The sequence below is a fragment of the Micromonospora sp. CNZ299 genome (genome assembly GCF_002754415.1).
The window spans coordinates 482,722-504,756 of sequence record NZ_PEFG01000001.1 but is presented as its reverse complement, the minus strand read 5'-3'; the positions used below and the strand labels follow the sequence as shown (position 1 = coordinate 504,756).

18 protein-coding genes and 1 pseudogene are annotated in these 22,035 nt (G+C 70.1%); 13 read left to right on the top strand and 6 right to left on the bottom strand.

What is annotated here, in order from left to right:
* Positions 1–111: 111 nt before the first annotated feature.
* A pseudogene (locus CLT68_RS02395) lies at positions 112–357 on the bottom strand (hypothetical protein); the annotation flags it as partial.
* Positions 354–2,177, bottom strand: coding sequence for a PspC domain-containing protein (locus CLT68_RS02390; RefSeq protein ID WP_099848563.1), 1,824 nt, complete (start codon positions 2,175–2,177; stop codon positions 354–356). The gene CLT68_RS02390 and the pseudogene CLT68_RS02395, both read right to left, overlap by 4 nt.
* Before the next feature lie 181 nt (positions 2,178–2,358).
* Between CLT68_RS02390 and CLT68_RS02385 the strand changes: the two genes are divergently transcribed.
* The 7 genes from CLT68_RS02385 (at position 2,359) to CLT68_RS02355 (ending at position 10,604) form a co-directional block, all read left to right on the top strand.
* Positions 2,359–3,597, top strand: a complete 1,239-nt coding sequence (locus CLT68_RS02385; RefSeq protein ID WP_099848561.1) for a PspC domain-containing protein — start codon at positions 2,359–2,361, stop codon at positions 3,595–3,597.
* Between the two features lie 2 nt (positions 3,598–3,599).
* The gene (locus CLT68_RS02380; protein WP_088950154.1) at positions 3,600–4,286 is read left to right on the top strand and encodes a response regulator; all 687 of its coding nucleotides are present in this window, start codon (positions 3,600–3,602) and stop codon (positions 4,284–4,286) included.
* A gap of 581 nt (positions 4,287–4,867) precedes the next feature.
* Positions 4,868–6,508 (top strand): ABC transporter substrate-binding protein, encoded by a 1,641-nt coding sequence (locus CLT68_RS02375; protein WP_099848559.1) that lies wholly within the window; start codon positions 4,868–4,870, stop codon positions 6,506–6,508.
* A gap of 148 nt (positions 6,509–6,656) precedes the next feature.
* On the top strand, positions 6,657–7,583 hold the full coding sequence (locus CLT68_RS02370) for an ABC transporter permease (protein WP_088950152.1): 927 nt from the start codon (positions 6,657–6,659) through the stop codon (positions 7,581–7,583).
* On the top strand, positions 7,576–8,544 hold the full coding sequence (locus tag CLT68_RS02365; protein WP_088950151.1) for an ABC transporter permease: 969 nt from the start codon (positions 7,576–7,578) through the stop codon (positions 8,542–8,544). The genes CLT68_RS02370 and CLT68_RS02365 overlap by 8 nt, the downstream gene beginning before the upstream one ends.
* Before the next feature lie 10 nt (positions 8,545–8,554).
* Positions 8,555–9,598, top strand: a complete 1,044-nt coding sequence (locus CLT68_RS02360) for an ABC transporter ATP-binding protein (RefSeq protein WP_370453048.1) — start codon at positions 8,555–8,557, stop codon at positions 9,596–9,598.
* A complete protein-coding gene (locus CLT68_RS02355) occupies positions 9,591–10,604 on the top strand; it encodes a dipeptide ABC transporter ATP-binding protein (RefSeq protein ID WP_099848557.1) in 1,014 nt (337 codons plus the stop codon). Before CLT68_RS02360 ends, CLT68_RS02355 begins: the two co-directional genes overlap by 8 nt.
* Positions 10,605–10,744: 140 nt before the next feature.
* Here CLT68_RS02355 and CLT68_RS02350 read toward each other — a convergent pair whose 3' ends face one another.
* Complete coding sequence (locus CLT68_RS02350; RefSeq protein WP_199176971.1) at positions 10,745–11,140, bottom strand: chorismate mutase; 396 nt, start codon at positions 11,138–11,140, stop codon at positions 10,745–10,747.
* A 326-nt stretch (positions 11,141–11,466) separates the two neighbouring features.
* Here CLT68_RS02350 and pcrA point away from each other — a divergent pair, with 326 nt between their 5' ends.
* Both pcrA and CLT68_RS02340 read left to right on the top strand, forming a co-directional pair.
* On the top strand, positions 11,467–13,872 hold the full coding sequence (gene pcrA / locus CLT68_RS02345; protein ID WP_088950148.1) for a DNA helicase PcrA: 2,406 nt from the start codon (positions 11,467–11,469) through the stop codon (positions 13,870–13,872).
* Positions 13,873–14,046: 174 nt separating this feature from the next.
* Positions 14,047–14,988 carry a glycoside hydrolase family 113 protein gene (locus tag CLT68_RS02340; RefSeq protein WP_199176970.1) on the top strand — a complete coding sequence of 314 codons (942 nt, stop codon included), beginning with the start codon at positions 14,047–14,049 and terminating at the stop codon, positions 14,986–14,988.
* 15 nt (positions 14,989–15,003) lie between these two features.
* Here CLT68_RS02340 and CLT68_RS02335 read toward each other — a convergent pair whose 3' ends face one another.
* Positions 15,004–15,780 carry a M23 family metallopeptidase gene (locus tag CLT68_RS02335; RefSeq protein WP_099848551.1) on the bottom strand — a complete coding sequence of 259 codons (777 nt, stop codon included), beginning with the start codon at positions 15,778–15,780 and terminating at the stop codon, positions 15,004–15,006.
* A gap of 273 nt (positions 15,781–16,053) precedes the next feature.
* On the bottom strand, positions 16,054–16,761 hold the full coding sequence (locus tag CLT68_RS02330; protein ID WP_099848549.1) for a M23 family metallopeptidase: 708 nt from the start codon (positions 16,759–16,761) through the stop codon (positions 16,054–16,056).
* A 503-nt stretch (positions 16,762–17,264) separates the two neighbouring features.
* Here CLT68_RS02330 and icmB point away from each other — a divergent pair.
* The 3 genes from icmB (at position 17,265) to sucD (ending at position 20,163) form a co-directional block, all read left to right on the top strand.
* Positions 17,265–17,669, top strand: a complete 405-nt coding sequence (icmB, locus tag CLT68_RS02325) for a coenzyme B12-dependent isobutyryl CoA mutase small subunit (protein ID WP_088950145.1) — start codon at positions 17,265–17,267, stop codon at positions 17,667–17,669.
* A gap of 425 nt (positions 17,670–18,094) precedes the next feature.
* The gene (gene sucC / locus CLT68_RS02320) at positions 18,095–19,273 is read left to right on the top strand and encodes an ADP-forming succinate--CoA ligase subunit beta (protein WP_088950144.1); all 1,179 of its coding nucleotides are present in this window, start codon (positions 18,095–18,097) and stop codon (positions 19,271–19,273) included.
* A 2-nt stretch (positions 19,274–19,275) separates the two neighbouring features.
* On the top strand, positions 19,276–20,163 hold the full coding sequence (sucD, locus tag CLT68_RS02315) for a succinate--CoA ligase subunit alpha (RefSeq protein ID WP_088950143.1): 888 nt from the start codon (positions 19,276–19,278) through the stop codon (positions 20,161–20,163).
* Positions 20,164–20,262: 99 nt separating this feature from the next.
* Here sucD and CLT68_RS02310 read toward each other — a convergent pair whose 3' ends face one another.
* Positions 20,263–20,529: a hypothetical protein gene (locus CLT68_RS02310; protein WP_099848547.1), complete on the bottom strand. Its 267-nt coding sequence runs from the start codon at positions 20,527–20,529 to the stop codon at positions 20,263–20,265.
* Between the two features lie 198 nt (positions 20,530–20,727).
* Between CLT68_RS02310 and CLT68_RS02305 the strand changes: the two genes are divergently transcribed.
* Positions 20,728–22,017 (top strand): cell division protein PerM, encoded by a 1,290-nt coding sequence (locus tag CLT68_RS02305; protein WP_099848545.1) that lies wholly within the window; start codon positions 20,728–20,730, stop codon positions 22,015–22,017.
* The last annotated feature ends 18 nt before the right edge of the window (positions 22,018–22,035 follow it).

Sequence of the window (22,035 nt, the reverse complement as noted above, 5' to 3'; positions counted from 1 at the left end):
TTCGGCCTCCCAGACCGGCAGCGGAGCGCCGGAGGTCGGTACGGCGGCACCAGCGGTTGGTACGGCGGCACCAGCGGTCGGCGCGGCCGCACCGGAGACGGGTGCGTTCGCGCCGGAGACGGGGGTGGTGGCCTCGGTGGCGGGGGTCTCGGTGGTCGCCTCCGATTGCGGCGACCGACCTGAGCGCAGCGCTCCGACCAGCCCGAAGACCCCGATCAGGATGAGTGCGCTGGCCAGGAACCAGCCGACCGCGGGGAGCGCGAGCCCGAGCAGCTGGGCGAGCAGCCACCAGCCGGACAGCGCCAGGAACACGAGCCCGAAGGCGAAAGACACCAGATCAGTGCGGTGAGCCTTCACCGGGTCACCTCCAGATTGCCGGCATTGACGTGGACGTAGAGGCGCAGGGTCCCGCCGCCGGGCCCGTCCGCGCCGACATCGGTGGTCTCCCGCAGGCGACCGTCCAACCCGCCGGACCGGTTGCCGAAGATGTTGGCGTCGCCGGCGTTGACGTCGGCCACCGTGGTGACGTCGACGTTCGGCGGTACGACAACGGTCGCCTGGCCGAAGTTGATGGCGACGGTGACCTGGCTGTCCCGTTTCGTGAAGTCGATGCCGCGCAGGTCGAGCACGGCGTCACCGAAGCTGTTCTCGTATCGGTCGGCGAGGTCGCGGTAGTCGGTCGGCGCCCAGGTCACCGCACCGTCGACTCCCCGGATCCGGTCGTAGGACTCGGCGACCGTCGCCGTGCCCAGCGCCGCCGCGGTCACCAGGCCGAGCGCGATGAGCCAGCGGGCCCGGCCGAACCACGTGCCGACCAGCAGCCCCAGCGCGATCGTGGCCAACGCGGCCGCGAAGTATGACGAGGCGCTGATGGCGAAGACGTCCAGCAGGTCGAGCAGGGCGACCACACCGAGGACCAGGAAGATCAACGAGAAGGTCACCGCGCCGAGCGGCGAACGCTCCTTGGGGCGCTTCGGCGGCTTGGGTGGCTTGGGCGGAGGGGGCGCGGCCGGAGTCGGCGGGGCGTACGGGCCGTGCGGCGCGAACGGAGGCCGGTATCCGGACGGTGGAGGGGCGGTCGGATAGCCGGACGGGGCAGCGGGTGCGCCGGTCACGGGTGCCGACGGCCAGCCGACGCTGGGGGCGGCGGTGCTCGGCCAGCCGGTGGAAGGTGTCGGCCAGTCGGGCTGGACAGCCGTCGGGCCGGCCGGTTGCCCCGACACGGGACCAACTCCGGACACGGGACCAACCCCGGACACCGGCTGCGTGGGGGCGGAGAGCTGCGGACCAGCGGTCGGCTGCACGTCGTACGCCATGGTGGGTGTTCCCCCCGTCGTCGCGGTGACGTACGCGGGATCGCCGCCGGCCCCCGGTGTCGTCGTCAGCGGGCCGGTCGACGGCGCGACGCCGTACGACGGCGCTGGCCAGGTCACCGGCGGAACGGGACCGGGCGGGGAGCCGGTCGGCGCGGACGGCGCCGGCCCGCTCGGAGCACCGGGCTGCGAGTTGCGGCTGTCCCGGTTGAGCAGCAGCGCGCCGGCGACCAGGATGGCCGCGCCGAGCAGCACCGCGCGGAAGGCGTCGGTGACTATGTAGCCGAAGCTGGCCGCGACCAGGATGCCCAGGACGATCACGGTCACCGGCGACATGCTGGAACGCCCGCGCCCGAGCATCGACTCGACCGGGGACGCGGTGTCGCCCTCGTTCGGGATGATCAGCCAGGCGGCGACGTACACCAGGATGCCGATGCCCCCGAAGAACCCGAGCACCGCGAGCAGCACCCGCCACAGCACCGGATCGGTGTTGGTGGCTCGCCCGATCGCCGCGCAGACGCCGGCCAGATACCGTCCCTCGCGTGGCCGGACCAGCCCGTACCGCGAGGTGAAGCCGGTGCCGCCCAGCGGCGGTGGCGGCGCGGACGGGCCGGGACCGCCACCCTGCCCGGGTGGTGTGCCCGCGGCGCCGCCGGCTCCGTAACCGGTGCCGGCCGCGAAGCTGGGGCCCGGGCCGGTGGGCGGCGGGTAGCCGCCGTACGGATCGGTAGGTGCGGCGCCGGGGTGCGGACCGGACGTGCCGGGCTCGGTCCATCCGCCGGCCGTCGCGGCCGGCGTGGGCGGCGATGTGCCTCCCGGTTGTGCCGACCCGGGACGGGGTGGCGGGGCAGCTTCCTCGGTCATGCTTCGATCCTGCTGCCCGGTGCACCCGTTCGACCTCAGGACCCGACCCTGACCCCACCCTGAGATCCGGCGGCCGGAATGTCGGGGGCGTCCCCGTGGTCGTGGACGCCGCAGCGTGTGACGATCGAATCACCGACCTCGACCGTCCCGCCACCGTGACAGGGAGCCTCCGATCAGCACCGTGACTTCGCCTCCGCGCCTCTACCGCGCACCCGAGCACCGGATGGCCGCCGGCGTCGCCGCCGGTATCGCCGACCATCTCGGCATCTCGGTGCTGCGGGTGCGCGTCGCGTTCATGGTGCTGCTCGGGCTGAGTGGGCTCGGCCTGCTGCTCTACGCGGCCTTCTGGGCCGTGGTGCCGCTGCGGCCCGGTGACACCGCGGTGCCGCCCCGGCGCGACGTGGCCCAGCTCCTGCCGTTCGTGGGGATCGGGCTCGGTGTCCTGTTGATCCAGGTGATGGTCTTCGACTCGGTCGGCGCGGCGGGCACCGCCGGCTGGCTGGTGGCCATCATCGCGGTCGGCGCCGGGGTCATCTGGCACCAGTCCGCGCCCGAACGGCGGCGGCAGTGGGGCGACACGATGCCGGTGCCGTGGCTCGGCGCGGTCGTCGAGGAGAGTGACCGGCGGGCCTTCGTGCTCCGGTTCATCGGCGGGGGAGTGCTGGTCGCGGTCGGCATCATCGGCGTCGCGGCGGTCTACTCGCCGGCACAGAACTTCGACGCGGTGATCAATGGCGTGATCTTCGCGCTGGTCGGGCTGGCCGGGGTCGGCGTGGTCGCCGCGCCGGTGCTCTGGCGGACGTACAGCCAACTCCGCTCGGAGCGCGAGGGGCGCATCCGCGAGCAGGAGCGGGCCGAGTTGGCCGCGATGGTGCACGACCAGGTGCTGCACACGTTGGCGCTGATCCAGCGCAACGCCGGTGACGTCAAGACGGTGCAGCGGCTGGCCCGAGGGCAGGAGCGTTCCCTGCGCAACTGGCTCTACAAGCCCACCGCGTCGCCCAGCGAGCGCTTCGCCGCCGCGCTGGAGCAGGCCGCCGCCGAGGTCGAGGACACCTTCGCGATCACCGTGGAGACCGTGGTGGTGGGTGACCGGGAGACCGACGAGAAGGTCGGGGCGCTGGTCGCGGCCGCGCGGGAGGCGCTGGTGAACGCGGCCCGGCACGCCGGCGTGCAGACCGTGTCGCTCTACGCCGAGGTGGAGCCGGATCAGGTCAGCGTCTTCGTCCGGGACCGGGGCAAGGGCTTCGATCCGGATACCGTGGAGGACCACCGGCACGGCGTACGCGGCTCGATCATCGGGCGGATGAAGCGGCACGGCGGACGGGCCGAGATCCGGTCCGGCCCGGGGGAGGGGACCGAGGTTCGGTTGATCCTGCCGATCTCCCGGGACTCGTCCGCAGCGGAGAGGAACAGATGACCATGGCCGAGCAGTCGACCGAGCACCTCGACCCGGCGGAGGCCCGCCCCGAGCGGCTGCGGGTGTTCCTGGTGGACGACCACGCCATGTTCCGGGCCGGGGTGCGCGCGGAGCTGGGCGCCCACGTCGAGGTGGTGGGCGAGGCGAGCACGGTGGCCGAGGCGGTCACGCGGATCGCCGCCGTCGGACCGGACGTGGTGCTGCTCGACGTGCACATGCCCGACGGCGGCGGACGCGCGGTGCTGGAGGCGATGCGCCGCACCCACCCGCAGGTCAAGTTCCTCGCGTTGAGTGTCTCCGACGCGGCGGAGGACGTGATCGGGCTGATCCGCGCCGGTGCCCGGGGGTATGTCACCAAGACCATCTCCCCGGACGAGCTGGCTGCGGCGATCCGCCGGGTGGCGGACGGGGACGCGGTGTTCAGCCCGCGGCTGGCCGGCTTCGTGCTGGACGCCTTCGCGGCCCGACCGGACGCACCGGTGGCCGACCCCGAGCTGGACCAGCTCACCAACCGTGAGCGGGAGGTGCTGCGGCTGCTGGCCCGGGGGTACGCGTACAAGGAGATCGCGAAGGAGCTGTTCATCTCCATCAAGACGGTGGAGACGCACGTGTCGAACGTGCTGCGCAAGCTCCAGATGTCCAACCGTTACGAGCTCTCCCGTTGGGCGGCGGACCGCCGGCTCGTGTGACAGCACGTCACCGGGCCGGAGGATCAGACAGACGATCTTTGCGCCCTCGGCCACCCAGCCGTGTGATGGTGCCCGTGCAGCCGTAGTAGACCTCATCCGGACGGGTCGAAAAACGGATGGTGACGTACGTCCTATCGGGCAGAGGTGAGGCCCGCCGTGTACGCGTGGGCCGAACCCAGGTTCGCGGGTGATGCAACGTATTTCCTGCTCAGTGCTGCCCGGACCGACCGTTTTATGATCATTTTTCAAGTATCGGCAACGTGGCGGGCAACTAACGGCTTGATAACGGCACCTTCACGGAAGAGGCCAGTTGGTGTCACAGTGGCAGCACCTCACCATCGGTGTGTGGCACTCCGTACGGCCAACGACCACGTCCTCGCCGCTCGCGGCGATTCGTGGCTGTGCCTCCTGCGTCGTGTCGCGCCTCGTTGGTGAGGGAGCCCGGCGGATCGGAACATCAGGGTGTCCCCAAATTCCCTGTGGTCCCGGCGACCCGCGCCTCGGGGTGGTCGGGCGGTGTCACCCCCAAACGTGCGTGAAACCCACGACGGAACCTGGTTAGAAAGAGGAGGCCCCTCGGAATGAGAGTCTCGAAGCGGGCGACGAGCGCAATTGCGCTCAGCGCGGCTGCCGCGCTTGTCGCGAGCGGTTGCTCGAGCGGTGACAGCAACGACGACGCTGCCGCCAGCAAGGACGGCGCGATCACCGTCCACGGCGTCCAGCCGGAGAACCCGCTGGTCCCGTCGAACACCACGGAGACTGGCGGCGGCAAGGTGATCGACTGGCTGTTCACCGGCCTGGTCGAGTACCCGAACGACGGTGGGGCCCCGCGCAACGCGCTGGCCGAGTCCATCAACACCACGGACTCCAAGGTCTTCACGATCAAGATCAAGAAGGGCACGAAGTTCCACGACGGCACCGAGGTGAAGTCGAAGAACTTCGTTGACGCCTGGAACTGGGCCGCCTACTCGCCGAACGGCGCGCAGAACGGCACCTTCTTCTCCGACATCCTGGGCTTCGAGGACACCTACACCACGGACCCGGACGGCGCGGAGGGCCCGCAGAAGGCCCCGGCGCCGAAGGCCGACAAGATGTCCGGCCTGAAGGTCGTCGACGAGCAGACCTTCGAGGTCACCCTGGGTGCGCCGACCGCGGTCTTCCCGACCAAGCTCGGCTACAGCGCCTTCATGCCGCTGCCGGACGTCTTCTTCACCCAGAAGCCGGAAGAGTTCGGCAAGAAGCCGGTCGGCAACGGCCCGGTCAAGTTCGTGTCGTGGGAGGACAACGTCCTCATCAAGCTGACGCGCTTCGACGACTACAACCTTCGCGACAAGATGAAGGTCAAGGACGTCGACGTCAAGCTGTACCAGGACGAGACGGCCGCCTACGCCGACCTGCTGGCGAACAACCTCGACTTCATGGAGGTTGTCCCCACCTCGGCGCTCGCCGGTGACAAGTGGAAGACCGACCTCGGTGACCGGGGTCTGTCGACCGTCACGCCGTCGACCGCGTTGATCGCGTTCCCGACCTACGACAAGCGCTTCCAGAACCCGAAGCTGCGTCGTGCCGTGTCGCTGTCGATCAACCGGCAGGAGATCTCGGACAAGATCTTCTTCGGTACCCGTAAGCCGGCCGACAGCTGGGCGAACCCGCTGACCCCGGGCGCCAAGCCGGGCAACTGCACCGCCTGCAAGTTCGACCCGGCCACGGCCAAGACGCTGCTGACCGAGGCCGGCGGCTTCACCGGTGAGATGGTCTTCTACTACAACTCGGACTCCAGCCACAAGGACTGGATGGACGCCGTTGCGCAGCAGATCAAGACCAACCTGGGCATCAACGCTCGGGCCGAGGGCGTGCCGACCTTCGCGGTCTTCCGCCAGAGCATCAACGCCCACCAGATGAAGGGCCCGTACCGCGCTGCCTGGCAGCAGGACTACCCGGACGTTGAGAACTGGGTCAACCCGCTGTACGTCACCGGTGGTTCCTCGAACGACGGTCTGTACAGCAACAAGGAGGTCGACGCCCTGGCGAAGCAGGCCAGCGCCGCGCCGACCCTGGAGGCCTCGCACGAGGCGTTCTCCAAGGCCGTCGAGCTGGTCGACCAGGACGTCCCGAGCATCCCGATCTACTTCTACGGTCAGCAGTCCGGCCACTCGGAGAAGATCAAGAAGCTCGAGCTGAACAACGTCGGCGAACTCGACATCACCTCGGTCGAGCTCTGATCCGAACGGTCTGACCCCGGGTCGGGCTCGCCACATCCGGTGAGCCCGACCCGGGGCCGTTCCGCGACTGGGTGTTACAACACTCCACTCGCACGTTGTCACCACCGTGTCGGCCGTCCGACGCGCCCCCTGTCTGGAGGACCACCCCATGGGCCGTTATCTGTTGAGACGGCTGCTCCAACTCGTGCCGGTCTTCATCGGTACGACGTTCCTGATCTACTGGCTCGTCTGGGCCGTTCCGGGCGATCCGTTCGCCGGCAAGTGCGGCGAGCGACGCTGCCCGGACCAGTACATCGCCTTCATGACTGAGAAGTACCACCTCGACCAGAACGTCTTCGTGCAGTACGCCAACTACATGAAGAACCTGCTCCAGGGTGACTTCGGTCAGACGTTCTCGCAGCGCGAGATCGGTGACATCATCGCCACGGCCTACCCGAACACGCTGAAGCTGGCCCTGGTGGCACTCGCCATCGAGGCCGTGATCGGCCTCGGTGCCGGCGTGCTGACCGGTCTGCGCCGCAACGGCTTCCTGGACAACCTGGTCCTGGTCTCCACGCTCTTCCTGATCGCGCTGCCGGTCTTCGTCGTCGGCTTCGTGCTCCAGTGGCTCCTGGGCGTGCAGTGGGGCATCGTCAAGCCGACCGTCTCCTCCGAGATGCGGTGGTCCGAGCTGATCGTGCCGGGCTTCGTGCTGGGCAGTGCGTCAGTGGCCTACATCGCCCGGGTTGCACGTACGAGCATCGCGGAGAACCGCCGCGCCGACTACGTGCGCACCGCGATCGCCAAGGGTCTGCCGATGCGCCGGGTGGTAGGCGTACACCTGCTGCGTAACTCGCTCATCCCGGTGGTCACCCTGCTCGGCACCGACCTCGGTGCCCTGATGGGCGGTGCGATCGTCACCGAGGGGATCTTCGGCATCAACGGGATCGGCCGTGCGGTGTACCGCGCGATCGTGACCAAGGAGAGCGCCACCGTGGTGGGCATTGTGGTCGTCCTGGTGCTGGTCTATCTCGTGATGAACCTGCTGGTTGACCTGCTCTACGCCGCCCTGGACCCGAGGATCCGTTATGAGTGACCCGAGTACCGCATCAATCGTCAGCACCCCTGGCGCGCACCCGACCGACTCCGCCGCCCCTGCTACCGCAGGTCAGCCGCAGAGCAACGAAAAGCCCCGTGGCCTGCTCGGTGACGCCTGGCGGGACCTCCGCCGCAAGCCGTTGTTCTGGATCGCCAGCGTCCTGATTCTGATCTTCCTGCTGATGGCGGCCTTCCCGGCGCTGTTCGCCCCGGGTGACGCGGTCAACGGATCGCTGTCCCGCAGCCTCGACAAGCCGTCCGCCAATGGCTGGTTCGGCTACGACGTGCAGGGCCGCGACGTCTACGCGCGGGTCATCTACGGCGCGCGGGCATCCGTCATCGTCGCCGTGCTGTCCGTGGTCGGCACCCTGCTCGTCGGTGGTGCCATGGGCATCATCTCCGGCTACCGCGGTGGCTGGGTGGACGGGCTGCTGAGCCGGATCGCCGACGTCTTCTTCGGTCTGCCCTTCGTGCTCGGCGCGATCGTCATCCTGACCACGTTCAACGGTTCGGGCTCCGGCAACAGCAAGGCCCAGATCATGGGCCTGGTGATCGTCTCGCTGATCGTGCTGAGCTGGCCGGTCGTGATGCGCCTCATGCGTTCCTCGGTGCTCGCCACCAAGGAAGCCGACTACATCGTCGCGGCCCGCGCCCTGGGCGCCGGCACCGGCCGGATCATCCTCAAGCACCTGCTGCCGAACTGCCTGGCCCCGCTGCTGGTCTACGGCACGATCATGGTCGGCTCGTTCATCGGCGCCGAGGCCACCCTGTCGTTCCTGGGCGTCGGTCTGAAGTCTCCGGTGGTGTCCTGGGGCATCATGATCAGCGACGGTAAGGATTTCCTCCGAGTCGCGCCAGGGCTGGTCTTCTTCCCCGCCGCGTTCCTCGTCACCGCAGTGCTGAGCTTCGTGATGCTCGGTGAGGCGGTCCGCGAGGCCCTCGATCCGAAACTCCGCTAGGGGATATCCAGTGTCCGACATTCTCGTGTCCGAGCAGTCCGCGCCGGGACCCGGCGGGTCCGGACGTCCCTCCGGCCGGCTGCTCGAGGTCGACGACCTGCGGGTGGAGTTCCGCACCCGGGACGGCGTCGCAAAGGTCATCAACGGGGTCACGTACCACGTCGACGCGGGGGAGACCCTCGCCGTGCTCGGCGAGTCCGGCTCCGGTAAGAGCGTCACGGCGCAGACCATCATGGGCATCCTCGACACGCCGCCGGGCTTCGTCACCGGTGGCCAGGTCCGCTTCCACGGCAAGGACATGCTCCGCATGTCCGACGAGGAGCGCCGCCGCATCCGCGGCGAGGGTATCGCGATGATCTTCCAGGACGCGCTCTCCGCGCTGAACCCCGTCTTCACCGTCGGGTTCCAGATCGCCGAGCAGTTCCGGGTCCGGCGGGGCATGGGTCGCGCGGAGGCCAAGAAGCGCGCGATCGACATGCTCGACCAGGTCAAGATCCCGAACGCCAAGAGCCGGTTCAACAACTACCCGCACCAGTTCTCCGGCGGTATGCGGCAGCGCGCGATGATCGCGATGTCGTTGGCGCTCGACCCGGAGGTGCTGATCGCGGACGAGCCGACCACCGCCCTCGACGTGACAGTGCAGGCCCAGATCATGGACCTGCTCGCCGAGCTTCAGCGTGAGCGGCAGATGGGCATGATCCTGATCACCCACGACCTCGGCGTGGTCGCCGACGTCGCGGACCGGATCGCGGTCATGTACGCGGGCCGGATCGTCGAGGAAGCCAACGTGTACGACCTGTACGCCAAGCCGGCGCACCCGTACACCATCGGTCTGATCGAATCGATCCCGCGCCTGGACGAGAAGGGGCAGCAGCTCCGGACGATCAAGGGCCTCCCGCCGAACCTGATGAACATCCCGCCGGGCTGCCCGTTCAACCCGCGCTGCCCGATGGCTCAGCCGGTGTGCCGGGAGAAGGTCCCGCCGCTGCTGCAGGTCGGCCGCGACCGGGCCAGCGCCTGCCACTTCGCCGAGGAGCTGGTGAACCGTGTCTGAGAACATCCTTGAGGTCCGTGACCTGGTCAAGCACTACCCCGTCACGCAGGGTGTGGTGTTCAAGAAGACCGTCGGCCAGGTCAAGGCGGTCGACGGGGTCTCGTTCGGTCTGCGCGCCGGTGAGACGCTCGGTGTGGTCGGCGAGTCCGGCTGCGGCAAATCGACGCTCGCCCGGGTGCTGATGAACCTGGAGAAGCCGACCGCCGGCAGCGTGGTCTACAAGGGCCAGGACACCTCCAAGCTGTCCGGTGGCGCGCTGCGCCGTCTCCGCCGGCAGATCCAGCTGGTCATGCAGGACCCGTACACCTCGCTGAACCCGCGGATGACCGTCGGCGACCTGCTCGGTGAGCCGTTCGAGATCCACCCGGAGGTGGCACCGAAGGGCAGCCGCCGGGCCAAGGTCCGCGAACTGCTCGACCTGGTGGGGCTCAACCCGGAGCACATCAACCGGTACCCGCACCAGTTCTCCGGCGGTCAGCGTCAGCGCATCGGCATCGCCCGCGCGCTCGCGCTGCGACCCGAGATCATCGTCTGCGATGAGCCGGTGTCGGCGCTGGACGTCTCCATCCAGGCTCAGGTGATGAACCTGCTGGAGCAGCTCCAGGGCGAGTTCGGGCTGTCGTACGTCTTCATCGCGCACGACCTGTCGGTGGTTCGCCACCTCTCGGACCGGGTCGCGGTGATGTACCTCGGCAAGATCGTCGAGATCGGCACCGAGGACGAGATCTACGAGCGGCCGACGCACCCGTACACCCAGGCACTGCTCTCCGCGGTGCCGGTGCCGGACCCGACGCAGCGGAACAACAAGACGATCATCCGGCTCACGGGTGACGTGCCGTCGCCGATCAGCCCGCCCTCGGGCTGCCGGTTCCGGACCCGCTGCTGGAAGGCGCAGGACGTCTGCGCCGAGCAGGTCCCGCTGCTGGAGATCCGACAGGGCACGGACCACCCGAGCGCCTGCCACTTCGCGGAGCGGCGCCAGGTCGTCGCCACCCACGAGGCGTGAGTCACCGGAACCGCCTGCCGACGTCACCACGACGACGGCAGGCGGTTTCGTCTGTCCGTGGCCCGGGGCCGGCGCCGCGTGGCGCAGCGAAGGTCACGAGGGGCGCACGGGCCGGGTGAGTCGCCGTGGGCCGGTGCGGCTCACAGCGGGCCGCGGCCCGCGCGGAGCAGCAGCAGGGCCAACTGGGTGCCGTCGGCGCCGAGCGCGACCCGGAAGCGCTCCAGGATCTCGCGTTCGCGGGAGAGCACCAGGCGCGTCCCGCCGGAGGCCATCCGGGTCACCCCGACCTCCTGGGACAACGCGGCCCGCTCCTGCCAGAGCGTGATCAGGGCGTGGTCGATCTCGTCGATCCGTTCTCTGATCTGCACGATCCGAGCGGAGGCGGACGGCTCCTCGGTGCCGGTCCGTGCCTCTGGCGGCCCAGCGGCCTCGGCCGTCGGCGACAGGGGTGCCGCCGGCTCGCTCCCGTTGACCGCGGGCTGCTCGGCCTTCGGTCGGGTCGGGCCGCCGCTCTGCTCCATCACGTCTGTCATCATCGGGTACCTCTCGCACTGTGGTGCCCGGTGCCCGGAACCCGGGACGGAAAAAGCCCCGGACTCCAGGAGCCCGGGGCTTTCGTAGGTCTGAATCGATCAGGCGCGACCTACGGCAGCCGGACTCCCGGTGCCGTAGTAAAAGTAGTAGCGCGCAGCGATCACGCCGTCGAGTATGCCCACGTCGACGCCGGGTGCGCAAGCATTCCGCGGTGAGACGCCGATCTTTGCCCGACTGGCGGGCAGTGCGGTGGGAGCACGCGGTCGGGCACGAGCTGCCGAGCGCCAGAGACCGTAGTGTCCGACTGGCGGCATAGACTTGTCGGGCGATGCATCCTCTCTTCGACATTCCCGCGTCCCCGCCTGCGCCGGAGTCCGCGCCGGCCCGCCCGGACCGGCCCCGGCCCGCCGCCGTCCGCCTCGATCCGCAGCAGCTGCTCGCCGGGCTCAACGGGCCACAGCGCGACGCGGTCAGCCACGCCGGCTCGCCGCTGCTGATCGTGGCCGGCGCCGGGTCCGGCAAGACCCGGGTGCTCACGCACCGGATCGCCTACCTGCTCGCCGCACGGGACGTCCATCCCGGCGAGATCATCGCGATCACCTTCACCAACAAGGCGGCCGGCGAGATGAAGGAGCGCGTCGCCGCGCTCGTTGGTCCGCGGGCGCGCCTGATGTGGGTGTCGACGTTCCACTCCGCGTGTGTCCGGATCCTGCGCGCCGAGCACGAGCACGCCGGCCTCAAGTCGACCTTCTCCATCTACGACGCGGACGACTCCCGGCGACTGATGCAGCTGGTCACCCGCGAGCTGGATCTCGACCCGAAGCGCTACCCGGCGCGGGGGTTGGCCGCCCAGGTCTCCAACCTCAAGAACGAGCTGGTCGACCCGGAGCAGTTCGCCGCACGGGCCACCGGGCCCAACGAGCGGGCGCTGGCCGAGGCGTACACGCTCTACCAGCGCCGGCTGCGTGAGGCGCACGCACTGGACTTCGACGACCTGATCATGACCACGGTGCACCTGCTCCAGTCGCACCCGCACGTCGCGGAGAGCTACCGTCGGCGGTTCCGGCACGTGCTCGTGGACGAATACCAGGACACCAACCATGCCCAGTACACGCTGATCAAGGAGCTGGTCTCCGGCACCGACGGGCTGGAGCCCGCCGAGCTGTGCGTGGTCGGCGACGCGGACCAGTCGATCTACGCGTTCCGCGGTGCGACGATCCGCAACATCCTGGAGTTCGAACGCGACTTCACCGACGCGCGGACGATCCTGCTGGAGCAGAACTACCGCTCCACCCAGACCATCCTCAACGCGGCCAACGCGGTGATCGACCGCAACACCTCCCGCAAGCCGAAGCGGCTGTGGAGCGAGGCCGGCGCGGGCGAGCGGATCGTCGGTTACGTGGCCGACACCGAGCACGCCGAGGCCGACTGGGTGGCCCGGGAGATCGACCGGCTGGTCGACGCCGACGAGACCCGCCCCGGCGATGTCGCTGTCTTCTACCGCACCAACGCCCAGTCCCGTGTGTTCGAAGAGGTGTTCATCCGCGTCGGCCTGCCCTACAAGGTGGTCGGCGGGGTGCGCTTCTACGAGCGCAAGGAGGTCCGCGACGCACTGGCGTACCTGCGTTCGGTGGTCAACGACGACGACACGGTGAGCCTGCGGCGGGTGCTGAACACCCCCCGCCGGGGGATCGGCGACCGCGCCGAGGCGTGCGTCGAGGCGCTCTCCAGCCGGGACCGGATCTCGTTCGGCGCGGCGCTGCGGCGAGCCCGGGAGGCGCCGGGCATCTCCAGCCGGGCGGCCAACGGCATCGCCGACTTCGTGGCGCTGCTCGACGGGGCACGGGAGCTGTCCGAGACCGGCACCCCGGAAGAGGTGTTGGAGGCACTGCTGACCCGCTCGGGCTACCTCACCGAGCTGGAGGAGAGCCTGGACCCGCAGGACGCCGGCCGGGTGGACAACCTCCAGGAGCTGGTCAGCGTCGCCCGGGAGTACACCGAGCGGATCGAGGCGCTGGGCGAGGAAGGGGAGCGGGCCACCCTGGCCGGTTTCCTGGAGCAGGTGGCGCTGGTCGCCGACGCCGACCAGATCCCCTCCGACGACCCCGACCACCAGGGGGTGGTCACCCTGATGACGCTGCACACCGCCAAGGGTCTGGAATTCCCGGTGGTCTTCCTGACCGGGCTGGAGGACGGCGTCTTTCCGCACCTGCGCTCGCTGGGTGACACCCGTGAGCTGGAGGAGGAGCGCCGGCTGGCGTACGTCGGCATCACCCGCGCCCGGCAGCGGCTCTACCTCTCCCGGGCGGTGACCCGCTCGGCCTGGGGGCAGCCGTCCTACAACCCGCCGTCGCGGTTCCTGGAGGAGCTGCCGACGGAGTTGGTGCACTGGGAGCGCACCGAAGGGTCGTACACCTCGTGGGCCGGCGGGGGCGGCGGCGTCGGAGGCCGCGCGGACCGCACGCCCGGCGCGCGTGGCAACTTCACCGGGGGTACGCCGAAGGCGGCCCAGTTGGCGCAGCGGCTCGGCGTGGACGCCAGCCGGCTGACCACGGCCAGCGAGCTGCCGCAGGGGCCCAAGGTGGCGGCCGGGGACCGGGTCAACCACCAGCGGTACGGGCTGGGGCGGGTGCTCGCCGTCGAGGGGCACGGCCCGGGTGCTCGCGCGCAGATCGACTTCGGTGACCAGACCATGTGGCTGGTGCTCCGGCACGCCCCGGTCGACAAGCTCTGACCGGCGCGGCGGGCAGCAGCGCCGAAGGTATAGGGATGTGAACCAAGGTCTATTTCAGTTCCTCAGGCGTTTCCGACACCGCATCCGGCCCGGATAGTGGGGAGCGTGAGCCTGGAGATCAGAGGTATCTCGTACGTCGCCGGCTACACCTCCGGTGAGGCGGTACGCCGGGACATGCGCGCCATCCGCGAGGACCTGCATTGCACGACCGTGATGGTGATTGACACCGATACCCGGACGCAGATGGAAGCCGCGCGGCGCGCCCTGGAAGTCGGGCTCGATGTCTACATCCGGCCGTATGTCGCCGACCGCCCGCACCGAGAGATCCTGGCCCATCTCTCGGCGACGGCCGCCGCGGCCGAGGAACTGCGCGTCCAGTATCCGGGTCGAGTCACACTGTTGCTCGGCAGCGAGTTCTCCCTCACCTCCCCGGGGATGCTCCCGGGACCGCGTGTCTTCATCCGGCTACAGGTGCTGGTGCGGCGGCGACGCTTCTTCGACCGCCGGATCACCCGCAAGCTCAACGCCCTGCTCGGGGCCGCCCTGCCTGTCGCCCGCGCCGCATTCGGTGGGCCGGTCAGCTACGCCGCGGGCTTCTGGGAGAAGGTCGACTGGTCCGGCTTCGACCTCGTCGGCGTCAACCTCTACCGTCTCGGCCCCGACCCGGCCGCCTACCAGCAACGGCTGCGTGCCCTGCTGCGGGAGGCGGACAAGCCGGTGGTCATCACCGAGTTCGGGTGCGGCGCCCATCTCGGGGCCGAGCGCCGGGGGCCCGGGGCGTTTCGTATCGTGAACTGGTTCACCCAACCGCCCCAGGTCAAGGACGGTCACGTACGCGACGAGCCCACCCAGGCGGCGTATCTGGCCGAACTCATCGACCTTTACGCCGCAGATGGCGTGCACGGCTGCTTCGTCTACACCTTTGCCATGCCGGACTTCCCGCACCGCGCGGACCCGCGTCACGACCTGGACATGGCGGGCTTCGGCGTGGTGCGGGTGCCGCCCGAGGACCCGTCACAGTGGGAGCCCAAGGAAGCCTTCCACCAGGTGGCGCGGTGTTACAAGGCAGCCGAGCGCGGCGTCGCTGCCAGTGGGACGGGCGGCCCGATGGGGTGAACCGACGTTTCTGGCTCAGCAGCCCAGGTCCACGCCGCGTGTCCGCATGAACGGGGCCGGGTCGATCTGGTTCCACATGCCCTGGTGCACCTCGAAGTGCAGGTGCGGGCCGGTGGCGTCGCCGGTGGCGCCCTCGTAGCCGATGACCTGGCTGGCCTTCACCTTCTGGCCGACGGTGACCGCGATGCGGCTCTGGTGGGCGTAGTGGGTCAGGTATCCGTTGCCGTGGTCGATGAAGACGGAGTTGCCGTACCCGTCGGAGGCGTCGCCGGCCTGGGTCACGGTGCCTGCGGCTGCGGCGCGGAGTGGCGTGCCGGAGGGCAGCGCCAGGTCGATACCTGCGTGCAGGGTGCCCCATCGCTGCCCGTAGCAGGAGGTGACGGCCGCGCCCGGCATCGGGTTGACCCAGGCGGGCGTGGGCTTGGTGGTCTTCTTCGGCTTCGGCCTCGGCTTGGCCTTGGCGGTGGCCGTCTTCGCGGGCGTCGGGCTGGCGGTGGCCGCGGACGTGCTCGGTGTCGGGCTGGCCGAGGGGGTGACCGGTGTGCTCGACTCGCGGGCGGAGCGGTCCGCTCGGCTGGCGGCTTCGGCCCGGCTCTGCGCGTCGAGGGAGACGGCTGCGGGTGCCGGGTGGTCGCCGCCGGTGGTGGCGACCGCGACGCCACCGAGGCCGAGAGCCACCAGGGCGGCGGCGCTGAGCACGACGAGGCGGTTCCGCCGGCCGGCGCGCTGCGGTTGCCCGGTGTGGGGGGCGTCGGGGGTGTTCTCGTTCTGGACGGGGCTGTCTTCCTGCACGGCGGACCTTCACAGTCGAGGGGCACTTGACCTCGAAATACTGGTGTCGGACCGAGCCGGGGTGGGCGCGGGGACCGGGTGACCGCGCGGCGCGTGAAGTGATGGCTGCCCAGATATGACCCGCCCTATGGCGTTCTATCCGGAAAAGTGATCATGCTCCGTCGTGTCGCCGGTCACAATCGCAGCTGTGGCCCGGGATACATCCATCCGGCCGGGGCAACGAAAAACCGCCCGGATCGACAGATCCGGGCGGTCAACGGTCGTTACGCAACGTCAGGAGGCGGCTACCTCGTTGTAGATTGCCTCGACTTGCAGCTTGATGTCCACTCCGCGGTCCTGGAGGAACGGCACCGGGTCGACCGGCTGGCCCTTGACATGGATCTCCAGGTGCAGGTGCGTGCCGTAGGCGTGGCCCGTCTGGCCCACCAGACCAAGCTGGTCGCCAGCCTTGATCTGCTGGCCTTCCTTCACGCTCACCGAGGAGGAGTGGCCGTAGATGGCCTCGCTGCCGTCGGCGTGCTGGACGATCACCGCGTTGCCGTACCCGCCGAACCAGCCGGCCTTGGTGACCAGCCCGTCGTGGATCGCCACGTAGGGCGTGCCCTCGCCGGCAACCAGGTCGACGCCGGTGTGCATCTTGCCCCAGCGGAGCCCGTAGGGGGAGTTGAAGTCGTAGCCCTGCAGCGGCAGCAGCCAGACCTCGGGCTCGGCGCTGTCCTTGCTGCGGCTGTCCCGCGAGGCGCGGTCGGCGTTCTCAGCACGGGCCGCAGCGTCCTGGCTGGTGACCGACGCCTGCTTGAGCTCGTCGAGCACCGACGGGCTGACGTCCTTGGCGTCGGGCAGAGCACTCGCGCCGAGGGCGACGATGCCGGCCCCGACGAACGCCGTGGTGACGACAGCGGCGTAACGGCTGCGCGGTGGGGTGGGCACACGGCGACGACCGCGATATCGATCGGGCTCAGACGACAGGCGCTGGCGCACGCACACCCTCCGTTGTCGGGGTTCCGAAGCGGCCGGTGGGCGTTCGTGAAGCTCGAATGAACGTCCGCTGACCGCGTCGTCACCCGTCCATGGACCTGATGACAACCGTGGACACGTTAGCCAACCACCAGGCGAGTCACAAGCTAGACCGCCAAACTGGCGTGTCGATCTGTCCGTTTACGTCCATGATTGTCACGCATCGCGCCGCTAAACGGTGCCCCTGATGCTGCCCGTTCGTCGCCGAGCGTGACCGATCCGGCGGAGTCGTCCGACTTGACTCGGGGCAGCGCCGGAATTCCTTGGCGGGCCTCCCGATCTGGCTCGGCGGCCTCCCCGGCCGGCCCCCGGTCCGCTGCCCGCCACTTCGGGTCCGCCCGTACGACAATGCCGGGCAGGGGCCGGCGGCGGAGCCCGGTTCCCCGGCCCCGATTTCCTGGGCCGGGCCCGCCGGGTTACCGTTCGTTCAGGTGAAGGCCCGTGAAGCCGGTGAAAGGTGTGCGCTGATGAGCTCTCGTATTCGGGTCGTCGTCGCCAAGCCCGGCCTGGACGGCCATGACCGGGGCGCGAAGGTCGTCGCACGCGCTCTGCGGGACGCGGGCATGGAGGTCGTCTACACCGGCCTGCACCAGACTCCCGAGCAGATCGTGGAGACCGCCATCCAGGAGGACGCCGACGCGGTCGGCCTGTCCGTCCTCTCCGGCGCGCACATGACGCTCTTCCGGCGGGTGCTGGAACTGCTCAGTGAGCGGGACGCTCGCGACATCGTCGTGTTCGGCGGCGGCATCATTCCGAACGGCGACATTCCCGAGTTGGAGAAGCTGGGCGTCGCCAAGATCTTCACGCCGGGTGCCACCACTCAGGCGATTGTCGAGTGGGTCCGGCAGAACGTGGCGCAGCCGGTTTCCTGAGGCTCGTAGCTCAGCGACCGGATTTGGGCACGGGGGAGGGGCCGGACGCACCCCTCACACGTCCGGCCCCTCTATGCACGATGCCCCGCCGCCACCCCTCGACCGACAGGGCATCGGCCGTCTCCCGTCGTCACGCTTCTCAGCGCTCCGACATCTGACTCAACGACGCCCCCACGGCCGGGTTACGCAAGCCGGACAACATCGCCCGGATGGTTGATGCCATCCGTGTCGTGGCCGCAAACCGGCCGCGTCTGATGTCCGGTTGTGCATTACCGCACACCGCGCACCCGCTCGGTTGCCGGTGGTGCCGACCTCGCTAGGCTGCGGCCAATGGCCTGTTTCAACTGATGACAGGCGTCAAACTGTTTTTGAACGCTGGTGGCGGCGCGACGGCGCGCCGCGGAGACGGGACGGGACGCGCAATCGTGGACCTGTACGAGTACCAGGGGCGGGACCTGTTCGAGCGGCACGGCTTGCCCGTGCTGGCCGGCGGCGTCGCCACTACCCCGGAAGAGGCCCGTGCGATCGCCGAACGCCTCGGCGGTCGCGTGGTCGTCAAGGCGCAGGTGAAGGTCGGCGGCCGAGGTAAGGCCGGCGGCGTCAAGCTCGCCGAGGGCGCCGAGGAGACGGTGGCCCGCGCCACCGACATCCTCGGCATGGACATCAAGGGTCACACCGTCCACAAGGTCATGATCACGGTGACCGCGGACGTGGCCGAGGAGTACTACTTCTCGTACCTGCTCGACCGAGCGAACCGCACCTTCCTCTGCATCGCCAGCGTCGCCGGCGGCATGGACATCGAGCAGGTCGCCGCCGACACCCCCGACAAGGTCGTGAAGGCCCCGATCGACGCCGTGAAGGGCGTGGACGAGGCCAAGGCCCGCGAGATCGTGACCGCCGCCGGCTTCCCGGCCGAGGTCGCCGACCAGGTGGTCGAGATCGCCGTCGGCCTGTGGCAGGCGTTCGTCGCCGAGGACGCCACCCTGGTCGAGGTCAACCCGCTCGCCAAGAACGGCGACGGCCGGATGCTCCTGCTCGACGCCAAGATCAGCCTGGACGAGAACGCGGCGTTCCGGCACCCGGACCACGAGGCGCTGGTCGACCAGGCCGCGGTGGACCCGCTGGAGCAGGCCGCCAAGGCCAAGGACCTCAACTACGTCAAGCTCGACGGTGAGGTCGGCATCATCGGCAACGGCGCGGGTCTGGTCATGTCGACCCTCGACGTGGTCGCGTACGCCGGTGAGCGGCACGGCAACGTCAAGCCGGCCAACTTCCTCGACATCGGCGGTGGCGCGAGCGCCGCGGTGATGGCGAACGGGCTGGAGATCGTGCTCTCCGACCCGGCCGTGAAGAGCGTCTTCGTCAACGTCTTCGGCGGCATCACCGCCTGTGACGAGGTCGCGAACGGCATCATCCAGGCGTTGGCGCTGCTGGAGCAGCGGGGCGAGCAGGTCAGCAAGCCGCTCGTCGTCCGTCTCGACGGCAACAACGCCGAGGCTGGCCGGGCAATCCTGGACAGCGCGAACAACCCGCTCGTGCAGCGGGTGGACACCATGGACGGTGCGGCCGAGCGGGCCGCCGAGCTGGCAGCTGCGGGGGTCTGATCATGGCTATCTGGCTGACCAAGGACTCGAAGGTCATCGTCCAGGGGATGACCGGTTCCGAGGGTTCGAAGCACACCCGGCGGATGCTGGCCGCCGGCACGAACGTGGTGGGCGGCGTCAACCCGCGCAAGGCGGGCCAGAAGGTCGACTTCGACGGCACCGAGCTGCCGGTCTTCGCGTCCGTCGCGGACGCGATGGCCGAGACCGGGGCCGACGTCACTGTCATCTTCGTGCCGCCGCAGTTCACCAAGGCCGCAGTGGTCGAGGCGATCGACGCCGCGATCCCGCTGGCCGTGGTGATCACCGAGGGCGTGCCGGTGCACGACACCGCATCGTTCTGGGCGTACAACGTGGCGAAGGGCGAGCAGACCCGGATCATCGGGCCGAACTGCCCCGGCATCGCCTCGCCGGGCGCGTCCAACGCCGGCATCATCCCGGCCGACATCACCGGCTCCGGCCGGATCGGCCTGGTCAGCAAGAGCGGCACGCTGACCTACCAGATGATGTACGAGCTGCGCGACATCGGCTTCTCCACCTGCGTCGGCATCGGCGGTGACCCGATCATCGGGACCACCCACATCGACGCCCTGGCGGCGTTCGAGGCCGACCCGGAGACCGACGCCATCGTCATGATCGGTGAGATCGGTGGCGACGCCGAGGAGCGGGCCGCCGAGTTCATCAAGACCAACGTCACCAAGCCGGTGGTCGGCTACATCGCCGGCTTCACCGCTCCTCCCGGCAAGACCATGGGTCACGCCGGGGCGATCATCTCCGGCTCGGCCGGCACCGCCGAGGCGAAGCAGGCGGCGCTGGAGGCTGTCGGCGTCAAGGTCGGCAAGACGCCGACCGAGACCGCGAAGCTGATGCGGGAGATCATGTCCGGCAACTGAGCCGGTCAGGCAACACCGGAGGGGGTCGACCGCAACCGGTCGACCCCCTTCGGCGTACCTGCGCCGTCGGCGTATCCCGCTGGTGGTGGCGCAGCCCGCTCAGTCGTTGTTCCAGAACGGGTAGTTGTTGGTGGCACGCAGGATCGCGCCACCGATGATGTTGATCACGCCGAACACGATGGCGAGGTAGCCCAGTAACGGTGACTGCCCGTACCGACGGGCGTCGCGGATGGACAGGTAGCCGAAGATGATGCCCAGGATGCCGCAGCAGATCAGCCCCAGCACGATGCCCAGCACGCCCCAGAGCGTGGTCCGGTCCCGTCCCCGGGCCGGTGGGGGCGGGGATGGCGCGTATGGCGTTGTCACGGCGTCCTCCGGGCGGTCGTGGGCGGCGAGCCGGCCGGACCGCGACCGGCGGACCCGACCCGGGTGGCGGCGACTCGCGCCCCCTCTGGCCGAGGCTAGACCGGGCCGGATGGCCTGGGCCCCGGTTCGGTCAACTCGCCGCCCTTCGGGCGGCTTAACGGACTGCCACCGCCCGCGCGACGTGCCAGAGTAGAGCGGATGTCCCCCGTCACCCCTGACCGTCCCAGCCGTCCCGGCGGTGTGAACGCCGACGACCGGCCGGTCGATCGTGCCGCCCGGGCCCGACGGGTGCCCGCGCCCCGCGCGGGCGGGGCGCCACGCGGGCGCGCGCCGTTGCCCGTCGCCGCCGGGGTGGCGGCCGGCTGGGCCGCCCTCACCTCCTACCTGCCGGTCGCCATCGTGCTCGGCCTGGTCCAGCTCGGCACGGATTCGACGACACTGGTCAGCACCCTGCGCACGGCGCTGGCCGGCTGGCTGCTCGGCCACGGCGTGCCGCTGCACACCGACTCCGGCCCGCTCGGGCTCGCCCCGCTGGCGCTGACCGTGCTCGCGCTCTGGCGGCTCAGCCGGGCCGGTGTGCACGTCAGCCGCGCGATCGGCGCCCGGGACACCCGCTCACCGCGCCGCGCGCTGCTCGCCGCAGGCGCTGTCGGCATCGCGTACGCGCTGCTGGGCGCACTCGCGGCGGTGCTGGTGGGTGCCGGTGGGCCGACGGTGTCCCCGATCCGGGCGGGCGCCACGTTCGCGGTGGTCGGCACACTCGCCGCACTGATTGGCGCCACCCGCATCACCGCCGTGACCCGGCTCCTCGTCACCCGGCTGTCAAATCCGCTGCGGGACGGCATTCGCACCGGCCTGGTGGCAGGGCTGCTGCTGCTCGGGGCGGGTGCCGGTGCGGCCGGCCTGGCGGTGGCCACCGGCGGCGGCGACGCGGCGGACATGATCGGGGCGTACCGGACGGGGGTCGCCGGGCAGGCCGGAATCACCCTGGTCAGCGTCGCGTACGCGCCGAACGCGGCGATCTGGTCGGCCAGCTATCTGCTCGGGCCGGGCTTCGCGGTCGGCACCGACACCGCGGTTCGCACCAGCGAGGTGTCGGTCGGCGCACTGCCAGCCGTGCCACTGCTCGCCGGTCTGCCACGAGGCCCGGTGGACGGCTTGGGCGCCCTGCTGCTCGCGGTGCCGGTGCTGGCCGGAATGGTGGCCGGCTGCCTGCTCGCCCGCCGGGTGGCCCGACTCGCCGGGCCGGAGCGGGCCCCGCAGCGCTGGGCCGAGGTGCTGGCCCCAGCGGTGCTGGCCGGGCTGGTGGCCGGCGTGCTGCTCGGTGTGGCCGCCGCGGTCTCCGGCGGGTCACTGGGCGCCGGCCGGCTGGCACAGGTCGGGCCGGTGGGCTGGCAGGTCGGTGCGGTGGCCGCTGTCGTCATCGCGGTCGGCGCACTGCTCGGCGCCGCCGCCACCCGGGCCCTCACCCGCACCCCCGCCCAGTAGACGCGCGCGGGGCGCCCC

What these genes read in the sequence shown, in the direction of transcription:
- CLT68_RS02305 (WP_099848545.1), top strand. Translation starts at nt 20,728, where the DNA reads ATGTCCCCCGTCACCCCTGACCGTCCCAGCCGTCCCGGCGGTGTGAAC.
- CLT68_RS02350 (WP_199176971.1), bottom strand. Translation starts at nt 11,140, where the DNA reads ATGATGACAGACGTGATGGAGCAGAGCGGCGGCCCGACCCGACCGAAG.
- CLT68_RS02375 (WP_099848559.1), top strand. Translation starts at nt 4,868, where the DNA reads ATGAGAGTCTCGAAGCGGGCGACGAGCGCAATTGCGCTCAGCGCGGCT.
- CLT68_RS02370 (WP_088950152.1), top strand. Translation starts at nt 6,657, where the DNA reads ATGGGCCGTTATCTGTTGAGACGGCTGCTCCAACTCGTGCCGGTCTTC.
- icmB (WP_088950145.1), top strand. Translation starts at nt 17,265, where the DNA reads ATGAGCTCTCGTATTCGGGTCGTCGTCGCCAAGCCCGGCCTGGACGGC.
- pcrA (WP_088950148.1), top strand. Translation starts at nt 11,467, where the DNA reads ATGCATCCTCTCTTCGACATTCCCGCGTCCCCGCCTGCGCCGGAGTCC.
- CLT68_RS02340 (WP_199176970.1), top strand. Translation starts at nt 14,047, where the DNA reads ATGCGCGCCATCCGCGAGGACCTGCATTGCACGACCGTGATGGTGATT.
- CLT68_RS02380 (WP_088950154.1), top strand. Translation starts at nt 3,600, where the DNA reads ATGGCCGAGCAGTCGACCGAGCACCTCGACCCGGCGGAGGCCCGCCCC.
- CLT68_RS02365 (WP_088950151.1), top strand. Translation starts at nt 7,576, where the DNA reads ATGAGTGACCCGAGTACCGCATCAATCGTCAGCACCCCTGGCGCGCAC.
- CLT68_RS02390 (WP_099848563.1), bottom strand. Translation starts at nt 2,177, where the DNA reads ATGACCGAGGAAGCTGCCCCGCCACCCCGTCCCGGGTCGGCACAACCG.
- sucD (WP_088950143.1), top strand. Translation starts at nt 19,276, where the DNA reads ATGGCTATCTGGCTGACCAAGGACTCGAAGGTCATCGTCCAGGGGATG.